Raw genomic sequence first — 9694 nt, forward strand, 5'->3', positions numbered from 1 at the left:
TGCGGGTGTGGCGAAATTGGTAGACGCGCCAGATTTAGGTTCTGGTGTCCTTCGGACGTGGGGGTTCAAGTCCCTCCACCCGCACCATGATCTTCAGAAAATATATCAATTATCAATAAGATCATGGTAAAGCGGCTGGTAAGCGCTAAATCACTTTGGCTTTTTGAAGTTTTTCCTTAGCTCGAATGCTTTTTCCCTAAACTCACATCCCTCTGCATGGTCGTTGATAAGCCCCATAGCTTGCATGAAGGCGTATACCGTCGTGGGGCCAACAAATTTCCAACCACGCTTCTTGAGGTCTTTTGATATTGCAATTGATTCTTCAGATGTGGAGGCCGTTTGAGGTGCGTCTAAGGAGTTTGCATCAGGTTCGTATCTCCAAATGTAGGCGGCGATAGAGCCAAACTCATCTACCATTTCTTTTGCGCGTTTTGCGTTGTTGATAGTAGCTTCTATTTTACCGCGGTGTCGGACAATACCTTGGTCAGTAAGTAGGCGCTTCACATTTTCTTCTGAGAATAATGCTATTTTGTTAAAGTCAAAACCATCGAATGCCTTGCGGAAGTTATCGCGTTTGCTCAAGATCGTTCGCCAGCTAAGTCCAGATTGAAACCCTTCAAGGCATAACTTTTCAAATAGTTTGATATCATTACTGACTGGGTATCCCCATTCTGTATCGTGATAATGTATATATTCATCTGTTGCGGCACACCAAGCACAACGCATTCTGTTATCGCAGCTTTTAAATATCTGAGACATATGGAATTCCTAAGATTTAGCGAGAAACGCGAGAGAATCAGCGGTGCGTGCTGGAGATACTTCCAGTATTTCTGCAGTGACAACATTTTGAATTACAAAAGGATCTTTTTGAACGAAGGTCTCAAGCGTGTCTTTTGTTGTATTATGAGCGATAATTACGCCTCCAAGGGAAGGCTTTATACTACCCACTAAAAGGAAATTATATTCCTTGAAACCTTCTTCGATCCAATCTCTATGGGATTCCATATATTCTGAGGCTAGGTTCTTATTTTTGCTGAATTTTAAAGTGATAATATACATGATGTTCTCTTAATGATTTGCTGTGGTGGTTGAGCAGGTTTCTTCAAGCCATTCGAGCAGAAGTGATATTTCTTTCTTGAGGAATGTATCGCTCTGGAAGGTGTTGTATAAAGTTGCGATACCTTGGCTACGGGCAAGAACATGTTGAGATAGTAATTCAGCCTCGTCGTTAAGGCCTATGTCTATGAATTGTATTTGTAGCCATTCATCAAACAGTGAGAATATTTTGTTAGCTGAGCCTTGAGCGTCATGGCTGAGCTTGGCTAACTCGGAAGTCAACGTACCAACAGGGCATCCATGTTTTGCTATCTTATTTTTGTTTCTATCAAGGATAGTGATGTAAGATTTTATTCGCTCTTTCGCGCAGTGAGATGCTGCTTCCCACTCTTTGATCATTGCTAGCGTGTTTTTAAGTCGTAATTCGATAACCGCTTCCAGAATCTGATCTTTGGTTTTGAAATGATGATAAAAGTTTCCGCGAGAGATAGAGGTCTCACCAGCGATGTCCGCGAAAGAGGTGTGGTCAAATCCTTGTTCATAAAAAAGATTGTCCGCAACGGTGATAATTCTTTCTCTCGTGGTTTCTTTGGTCATATCGGTCTCGTTTGAATGATTTAGGACGATTGTCCTATTTTGAGTAAAATTAGGGCAGTTGTCCTAATTGTCAATTAAAAAAGGCTATTCTTAAAAAACGAAGTTTCAGCTAACTGGGTTAGTTTTGAGGCTGAAGTATGGTGCCTTCTTCTATCTTTTGGCTGTGTTTTGGCGTTTTTTGTTGAATTTTTCCTTGTAACGGTTTATCCGAGCCGACGAACTCGGTGCAAAGAAATTAAATTGAAACACAGTTTGTATTTTTTCGCCGTTTCACCAATTGGCACCATCAAAGTGCAGGTAACGCATTTAATAAGGTTTGCGGCGCTTAATTTGAGCAGCCTTGAACTGGGTGAAACGACGTTAGACAACGTAATATAGAGAGTGGACGAGATGCAGATCGAAGAACTGCTAAACGAAGGCCTGAAGCGCGAATATAAAGTAACAGTAGCTGTTAACGAGCTTAATGAAAAACTCGACGCAGTTCTGAATGAATTCCGTGCTACTGCAAAACTAAACGGCTTCCGCCCTGGTAAAGCACCTCTTTCTCTTCTTAAGAAGATGTACGGTGAGCGCGCACAAGGCCAGGTTATTTCTGAAGCTATGCAAGAAACATCTGCAAAGCTGTTCGAAGAAAAAGAAATCCGCCCGGCTCTTCGTCCTGAAGTAGATATGGATGAGTACAAAGACGGTACTGATCTTGAGTACACTCTAAAGGTTGAAATCCTTCCTGAAGTTAATGTGGAAGACTTTAAAGCACCTGCACTTGAGCGCTGGGTTGCTGAAGTAGCAGACAAAGACCTTGATGAAGCGCTAGAGCGCATTGCTGGTCAGCAGAAATCTTTCAAGAAAGCTGCTAAAACTGCAAAATCTAAAGAAGGTGATGCGGTTCTTATTGATTACCTTGGTCGTATCGACGGCGAGGCGTTTGATGGTGGTGCTGCTGAAGATCACCAGCTTGAGCTTGGTTCAGGTATGTTCATCCCGGGTTTTGAAGACCAACTAGTTGGTTCTAAAGCGGGTGAAGAAAAGATTGTTAAAGTAACATTCCCTGCTGAATACCACTCTAAAGATCTTGCTGGCAAAGAAGCTGAATTCACTGTGAATGTGAAAGAGGTTCGCCGTCCTGCAGAAGCTGAAGTAAATGATGAACTTGCCAAGAACCTTGGCCTTGAAGACCTAGATGGTCTTAAAGAAGCGCTTAAAGGTCAGCTTGAGGCAGATAATAACTCACTTACACGTGCCCACCTTAAGCGTAAGCTTCTAGACAGTCTTGCTGACAGCTATGATTTTGCTGTTCCAGCTGGCATGGTTGACCTTGAGTTTGCTCAGATTTGGGAGCAGATCAAACGTGATGCTGTTATGTCTGGCGAAGCGAAAGAAGAAGATTTCGCAGGTAAAGATGCACCAGAAGATGAAGCAGAAGCTGCTGAGTTCCGTGCAATTGCAGAGCGCCGTGTTCGTCTTGGTCTTCTTCTATCTGAAATCGGTGTTAAAAACGAAGTTCAGGTTACTCAGGAAGAAGTTAACCGTAAGATTATTGAAGAAGCGCGTCGTTTCCCTGGTCAAGAATCTCAAGTATTTGAATTCTACCAGAAGAATGAAGAAGCTCGTGCACAGCTTCGTGCTCCAATCTTCGAAGAGAAGGTTGTTGATTTTGTAATCGAGCAAGCTGATCTCACAGATAAAACAGTTTCTCGTGAAGATCTTGAAGCTGCCGTTCGCGAAATCGACGAAGAAGAAGCAAACCCAGTTAAAGCGAAAAAGACTCCAGCTAAGAAAAAGGCTCCAGCTAAGAAAGCTGCACCGAAAAAAGCTGCTGCTAAGAAAACGCCAGCTAAAAAGGCACCGGCAAAGAAAGCTGCTGCTAAGAAAGCTGACAAAGAGTAATCATAGTTTGAATATTCTGAAAAAGGCGTCTGTTAGGGCGCCTTTTTTTTATGTTTTTTGTTTAAATATGCTTATGATGCATTATCTAACTGTTCTGTGTGGTGGATATTACTTGCCCGGAGTTAGAAGTGTTTGCTACAGCTAGGCAAACAACGCCTGTCTAATTTTTAGCAGTGTTTTTGAGTTTATTAATTGGAGCGCTTTATGAGCGATATTATGGAACCGTTCGCTAACCATTTGGTGCCGATGGTTGTTGAGCAAACAAACCGCGGTGAACGATCATTTGATATTTATTCACGCCTTTTGAAGGAACGTATTATTTTCCTTACTGGGCCTGTGAATGATCATGTTTCCAGTCTTATTGTTGCACAGCTCCTGTTTTTAGAGGCTGAAAACCCTGAGAAAGACATCTCTTTCTACATCAATTCCCCTGGTGGGCATGTGACAAGTGGTTTGGCTATTTATGATACTATGCAGTATATCAAGCCGAAGATTGCTACGATCTGTATAGGGCAGGCGTGTTCAATGGGGTCGTTGCTTCTTGCTGCGGGCTCGGAAGGTATGCGTTATGCACTGCCAAATTCACGGATTATGATTCATCAGCCATCTGGCGGTGCGCAAGGTCAAGCGGTTGATATCGAAATTCAAGCGCGTGAAATTTTGAATATTCGTGAACGCCTCAATAAGATTTACGCGGAACACACAGGGCAATCTGTTGATGTTATTCAGAAAGCGTTGGACCGCGATAACTTTATGGAGCCTCATGAAGCCAAAGACTTTGGTCTGATTGATGAAGTTTACGTATCAAGAGATACAAAAGCGTAGGTCGTTTCAATTAACGTGCTGATAACGCTTTTATGCTTTTATAAAAAAGCTTGGTAAAGCAAGACGACAGAATGAAAGTGAGATTTTTAAAGCAGTGACCGACTTGAGTAACAATGATTCGAAGAATACACTTTATTGCTCCTTCTGTGGCAAGAGTCAGCATGAAGTACGCAAACTGATCGCAGGACCAACGGTCTTTATCTGTGATGAGTGTGTTGAGCTGTGTAACGACATTATTCAAGAAGAAAGTAAGGGTTCGCTGAGTAAGGGAAGTGAAGGTGTTCCTTCCCCGCTTGAGATCCTTGAAGTTCTGAATGATTATGTGATCGGGCAGGCTGCAGCGAAGAAGGTTCTCGCTGTTGCTGTACATAACCACTACAAGCGCCTTAATCATGCAACTGGTTCAAAAACTGAAGTAGAGCTTTCTAAATCTAATATTCTACTGGTTGGACCAACAGGTTGTGGTAAAACGCTGCTGGCACAAACACTAGCCCGTATCCTTGATGTGCCGTTTACAATGGCAGATGCAACAACGCTTACTGAAGCTGGTTATGTTGGTGAAGACGTTGAGAATATTATCCTGAAGCTTCTTCAAGCAGCAGATTATAATGTTGAACGCGCGCAGCGCGGTATCGTTTATATTGATGAGGTGGATAAAATCAGCCGTAAGGCAGATAACCCATCAATCACGCGCGATGTATCGGGCGAGGGTGTTCAACAAGCGCTCTTGAAAATTATGGAAGGTACTGTGGCAAGTGTTCCGCCACAGGGTGGGCGCAAACATCCTCAACAGGAATTCTTGCAGGTTGATACGACAAATATTCTCTTTATTTGTGGTGGTGCATTTGCTGGTCTCGATAAAGTGATCACTAACCGTATGCAGGGTAAATCTATTGGCTTTGGTGCAACAGTTGCAGGTCCTGACGAGCGCGGTGTTGGTGAACTATTCAAAGAAACAGAGCCAGAAGATCTTCTGAAGTTTGGTTTGATCCCTGAATTTGTGGGGCGTCTTCCTGTTATTGCAACTCTGGAAGATCTGGATGAAGATGCATTGGTGAAGATTTTGTCTTTGCCTAAAAATGCTCTTCTTAAACAGTATCAAGCACTCTTTGATATGGAAGATGTTAAGCTGAACTATACAGATGATGCGCTTTTTGCTGTTGCTCGTAAAGCGATTGAACGTAAGACAGGTGCTCGTGGTTTGCGCTCTATCATGGAAAACACGCTTCTTGATACCATGTTCGATCTGCCTTCCATGGAAGGCGTTGAAGAGATCGTGATTAATGGCGATGTGGTAGATGGAAAAGCGACTCCTCTGCTTATTTACTCGGAAAAACGTGAGGAAGCTGATCAATCAGCGTAATTTACGGCTAATAAGTTGCTTAAAGGGGTTGAATCAGATGGTTCAGCCCCTATTTTTATAACTAAAGCATGTAATTTAGGTGTTAAAGGCGCATTTAGCGTCTTTTTCTTTCTGTTTTTCTAGAAACTGCCTTAAACTGATACATAAGATAAATAAACTCTAATAGGCATATTCCTATGACCGATTCTCCAGAAGATACTACGAATCAAATTGAACTACCTGTGCTACCGCTCAGGGATATTGTTGTTTTTCCTCACATGATCGTCCCTCTTTTTGTTGGCCGCGACAAATCTGTCCGTGCCCTTGAAGAAGTAATGGCGAAAGATAAGCAAATCCTGCTTGTTGCTCAAAAAGATGCTTCCGAGGATGACCCAACATCTGATGATGTGTTCAGAATCGGCACTGTGGCATCCGTGCTCCAGCTCTTAAAGCTGCCTGATGGTACTGTGAAAGTCCTTGTAGAGGGCTTTAATCGCGCACAGATCAATGAATTTACACGTGAAGATGACTATTTTGCCGCGACGGGTATGCTTTTAGCCGGTGAAACGGCTGATCCAGCGGAGGTTGAAGCACTTTCCCGCTCGGTAATTACCCAGTTTGAGCAATATGTGAAGTTGAATAAGAAGATTCCAGCTGAAGTATTGGCGACTGTGAATCAGATTGAAGACCCGAGCAAGCTTGCAGATACAATTGCGTCGCATTTAGCTTTGAAAATTGATGATAAACAGGAGCTTCTTGGTACTGTTTCCATTATTGAGCGTCTTGAGCGAATCTTTGGCTTTATGGAAAGCGAAATCGGTGTTCTTCAGGTGGAGAAAAAAATTCGCGGCCGTGTGAAACGCCAAATGGAAAAGACTCAGCGTGAATATTATTTGAATGAGCAACTTAAAGCTATTCAGAAAGAACTGGGTGAGGGCGATGATGGCCGCGAAGAAATTCAGGAACTTGAAGAAAAAATAGCCGAAACCAAGCTTACCAAAGAAGCACGTGACAAATGCTTGGCAGAATTGAAAAAACTCAAATCCATGAGCCCAATGTCAGCTGAAGCTACAGTTGTAAGGAACTTCCTTGATTGGATGCTATCTGTGCCGTGGGGCAAAAAGTCTCGCGTTAAGAAGGATATCAAGCAGGCAGAAGTGGTTTTAGATACTGATCACTACGGCCTTGAAAAAGTTAAAGAGCGAATCATTGAATATCTCGCAGTTCAGCAGCGCGCGAAAAAGCTTAAAGGTCCGATTCTTTGCCTTGTTGGTCCGCCTGGTGTTGGTAAAACCTCGCTTGGTAAGTCTATCGCTCGATCAACGGGGCGCGAGTTTATTCGCTTCTCGTTAGGCGGTGTTCGTGACGAATCAGAAATCCGTGGTCACAGACGTACTTATATTGGCTCCATGCCAGGTAAAGTTATGCAGTCCATGAAAAAGGCAGGCACAACGAATCCGCTCTTCCTTTTTGATGAAATTGATAAAATGGGGCAGGATTTCCGAGGTGACCCCGCTTCTGCTTTACTTGAAGTGCTGGACCCTGAACAAAATGCGAAGTTCAACGATCATTATCTCGAAGTAGATTATGATTTGTCGAATGTGATGTTTGTTACAACTGCAAACTCCTTGAATATGCCAAAACCACTTCTGGACCGGATGGAGATCATCCAGCTTTCCGGGTATACAGAAGATGAAAAGGTTGAAATCGCTAAGCGCCACCTGATTCCTAAGCAAGTTGAAGATCATGGCTTGAAGGAGGGCGAGTGGACTATTTCCGATGGCGCTATCCGCGATGTGATTCGATATTACACCCGTGAAGCGGGCGTACGTTCGCTTGAAAGGGAATTTGCGAAGCTTACACGTAAAGCTGTGAAAGAGATTGTTGACGGCTCTAAGGATAAGATAAGCGTGACTTCACGAAATCTTGCTCAGTATGCCGGTGTCCGCCGTCATAGATTCGGTCAGACAGAGGAAGAAGATCAGGTTGGTTTAACAACAGGTCTGGCCTGGACCCAGGTTGGTGGCGAGTTATTAGCTATCGAAGCTGTTACGGTTCCAGGTAAGGGATTGATTAAAACCACCGGTAAGCTCGGTGATGTGATGAAAGAATCAATTCAGGCTGCACGCTCTTACGTGCATTCCAGATGCGTTGATTTTGGAATCAATCCAAAAATGTTTGAAAAAAAGGATATTCATATCCACGTTCCTGAGGGAGCGACGCCAAAAGATGGCCCTTCAGCGGGTGGAGCTATGTGTACAAGCATTGTTTCTGTGCTTACAGGGATCGCTGTTCGCAAAGATATTGCCATGACCGGTGAAATGACTTTGAGAGGCCGGGTATTACCGATTGGTGGTCTTAAAGAGAAGCTTTTGGCCGCTTTAAGGGGGGGTGTTTCTAAAGTTCTTATCCCGAAAGATAACGAAAAAGATCTCGCTGAAATCCCTGAAAATGTTAAGAAAGGCCTTGAAATCGTTGCGGTTTCTACGATTGATGAAGTTCTGGAACATGCACTCGTTAAGCCGCTTGAACCTATAGAGTGGGATGAGGATGATGAGCATGCTGCAGATGCGAAAGAAAACGCGTCTGATGTATCTGAATTGACGACTCATTAGCCTCCTTGATAGCTATTCAGGAAAATTCAAGAAAAAAAAGATTAAAAACCGCAGTTTTCTGCGGTTTTTTATTTTGACATATGGAAAACAACGCGCTTAAACTGCGTTCGCATTTCGGAAAAATGTCGAAATACGCTCTTCAACTCAGAGGGGGATACCTTGAATAAAAATGACTTGATCGCAAAGGTTGCGGAAGCAGCTGATCTATCTAAAGCTGATGCTGGTAAAGCAGTAGATGCTGTGTTTGACTCAATCACTGGCGCACTTTCTTCTGGTGAAGAAATTCGTCTCGTTGGTTTCGGTACATTCGCTGTAGCACAACGTGCTGCAACAAAGGGCCGTAACCCACGTACAGGTGAAGAGATCGATATTCCTGCTTCTAAGCAGCCTAAGTTCAAGGCTGGTAAAGGTCTCAAGGACGCTGTAAACGCTTAATTGGTTTACGTGTATTTTGCAGAAACGGCCGTGGGGAAACCTGCGGCCGTTTTTCTTTTCAAAAAAATGTAAAATAGGGGTTTACAGGATGAGTGTTACGCCGTAAAACCCCGCTCACGCCACACGGAAGCGTGGGGTGCAACGCACTTTTGAATGGGCGATTAGCTCAGTTGGTAGAGCATCTCGTTTACACCGAGAGGGTCGGCAGTTCGAGCCTGTCATCGCCCACCATTCAAAACTGCTCTCTGAAGAGAAGGGCGATTAGCTCAGTTGGTAGAGCATCTCGTTTACACCGAGAGGGTCGGCAGTTCGAGCCTGTCATCGCCCACCATCTTCTCTTCATTTATAAAGTGGGCGATTAGCTCAGTTGGTAGAGCATCTCGTTTACACCGAGAGGGTCGGCAGTTCGAGCCTGTCATCGCCCACCACTTTATTTCCCTAAAGTTTAAACTTATCTCCCTAATTGAGTACAGTAGCCCGGTTAAGCTGTGTCTATGCTGGTATTGGTTTGTGCGAGATGACGTATGTCTGATAAAGATTTAGCTTCCAACCCGCCTGATATTGTTTATGAGGCCTCCTGGGCGCCAGAAGACCCGAGAGATCGGATGTATGATCGTGATGCATCTAGAGCGACGAGGTTAGTTTCTTTTGTTAGGGTGGTAGGGGCTTATCATCCGGTTTTGAATCTTCCCATCTTGCTTTTTGATTTGTTTAAAAAGTTAGGGTTATCTGGGTTGTTTTTTTTACTGTTGGTTTTGCCTGCCTTGGTTGGTGCTTTTTTGCTTTTATAGAGAAAAGTCATTTTTGTTGAAGAAATATGAAAATGAGCGTTGACATGAGGAGTGGGAAATTCTAAAACCCGCTCCGCAAGCAAAGCGCGGGTGTAGCTCAGTTGGTTAGAGTATCGGCCTGTCACGCCGAGGGTCGCGGGTTCGAG

The 9694-nt window shown here is 43.7% G+C and carries 9 protein-coding genes and 4 tRNA genes; 9 read left to right on the plus strand and 4 right to left on the minus strand.

The genetic code is table 11. The features are described 5' to 3' along the window. The first annotated feature begins 1 nt into the window (after window position 1). Window positions 2-87 (plus strand) — tRNA-Leu (locus tag MF542_RS17385). Window positions 88-150: 63 nt separating this feature from the next. Here the strand turns inward: MF542_RS17385 and MF542_RS17390 are convergent. The 3 genes from MF542_RS17390 to MF542_RS17400 are packed head-to-tail and all read right to left on the minus strand — an operon-like array spanning window position 151 to window position 1653. Then, a complete protein-coding gene (locus MF542_RS17390) occupies window positions 151-759 on the minus strand; it encodes a DNA-3-methyladenine glycosylase I (RefSeq protein WP_247021839.1) in 609 nt (202 codons plus the stop codon). A 9-nt stretch (window positions 760-768) separates the two neighbouring features. Continuing rightward, window positions 769-1059, minus strand: coding sequence for a YciI family protein (locus tag MF542_RS17395; protein ID WP_247021841.1), 291 nt, complete (start codon window positions 1057-1059; stop codon window positions 769-771). 9 nt (window positions 1060-1068) lie between these two features. Next, complete coding sequence (locus MF542_RS17400) at window positions 1069-1653, minus strand: TetR/AcrR family transcriptional regulator (RefSeq protein WP_247021843.1); 585 nt, start codon at window positions 1651-1653, stop codon at window positions 1069-1071. Between the two features lie 390 nt (window positions 1654-2043). Between MF542_RS17400 and tig the strand changes: the two genes are divergently transcribed. The 8 genes from tig (at window position 2044) to MF542_RS17440 (ending at window position 9185) form a co-directional block, all read left to right on the plus strand. Then, complete coding sequence (gene tig / locus MF542_RS17405) at window positions 2044-3540, plus strand: trigger factor (protein ID WP_247021845.1); 1497 nt, start codon at window positions 2044-2046, stop codon at window positions 3538-3540. 204 nt (window positions 3541-3744) lie between these two features. Next, the gene (gene clpP / locus MF542_RS17410) at window positions 3745-4365 is read left to right on the plus strand and encodes an ATP-dependent Clp endopeptidase proteolytic subunit ClpP (RefSeq protein WP_281501766.1); all 621 of its coding nucleotides are present in this window, start codon (window positions 3745-3747) and stop codon (window positions 4363-4365) included. A gap of 94 nt (window positions 4366-4459) precedes the next feature. Continuing rightward, entirely contained in the window at window positions 4460-5728 is a 1269-nt protein-coding gene (gene clpX, locus MF542_RS17415) for an ATP-dependent Clp protease ATP-binding subunit ClpX (protein WP_247021847.1), read from the plus strand. Window positions 5729-5904: 176 nt separating this feature from the next. After that, window positions 5905-8322 (plus strand): endopeptidase La, encoded by a 2418-nt coding sequence (lon, locus tag MF542_RS17420; protein WP_247021849.1) that lies wholly within the window; start codon window positions 5905-5907, stop codon window positions 8320-8322. 159 nt (window positions 8323-8481) lie between these two features. Next, complete coding sequence (locus MF542_RS17425) at window positions 8482-8757, plus strand: HU family DNA-binding protein (RefSeq protein WP_247021850.1); 276 nt, start codon at window positions 8482-8484, stop codon at window positions 8755-8757. Window positions 8758-8912: 155 nt separating this feature from the next. Continuing rightward, window positions 8913-8988 (plus strand) — tRNA-Val (locus MF542_RS17430). A gap of 24 nt (window positions 8989-9012) precedes the next feature. Next, window positions 9013-9088: transfer RNA gene (locus tag MF542_RS17435), tRNA-Val, on the plus strand. A gap of 21 nt (window positions 9089-9109) precedes the next feature. Further along, window positions 9110-9185: transfer RNA gene (locus MF542_RS17440), tRNA-Val, on the plus strand. A gap of 242 nt (window positions 9186-9427) precedes the next feature. On the opposite strand, the gene MF542_RS17445 is transcribed toward MF542_RS17440, so the two are convergent. Further along, a partial coding sequence (locus tag MF542_RS17445; protein ID WP_247021852.1) for a hypothetical protein occupies window positions 9428-9694 on the minus strand: 267 nt, incomplete at its 5' end.

It is taken from the genome of Kordiimonas laminariae, from assembly GCF_023008165.1.
Lineage (GTDB): Bacteria > Pseudomonadota > Alphaproteobacteria > Sphingomonadales > Kordiimonadaceae > Kordiimonas > Kordiimonas laminariae.

Coding starts and splice junctions, on each gene's coding strand:
- clpP (WP_281501766.1), top strand. CDS start 3,745: ATGAGCGATATTATGGAACCGTTCGCTAACCATTTGGTGCCGATGGTT.
- tig (WP_247021845.1), top strand. CDS start 2,044: ATGCAGATCGAAGAACTGCTAAACGAAGGCCTGAAGCGCGAATATAAA.
- lon (WP_247021849.1), top strand. CDS start 5,905: ATGACCGATTCTCCAGAAGATACTACGAATCAAATTGAACTACCTGTG.
- MF542_RS17400 (WP_247021843.1), bottom strand. CDS start 1,653: ATGACCAAAGAAACCACGAGAGAAAGAATTATCACCGTTGCGGACAAT.
- MF542_RS17395 (WP_247021841.1), bottom strand. CDS start 1,059: ATGTATATTATCACTTTAAAATTCAGCAAAAATAAGAACCTAGCCTCA.
- MF542_RS17390 (WP_247021839.1), bottom strand. CDS start 759: ATGTCTCAGATATTTAAAAGCTGCGATAACAGAATGCGTTGTGCTTGG.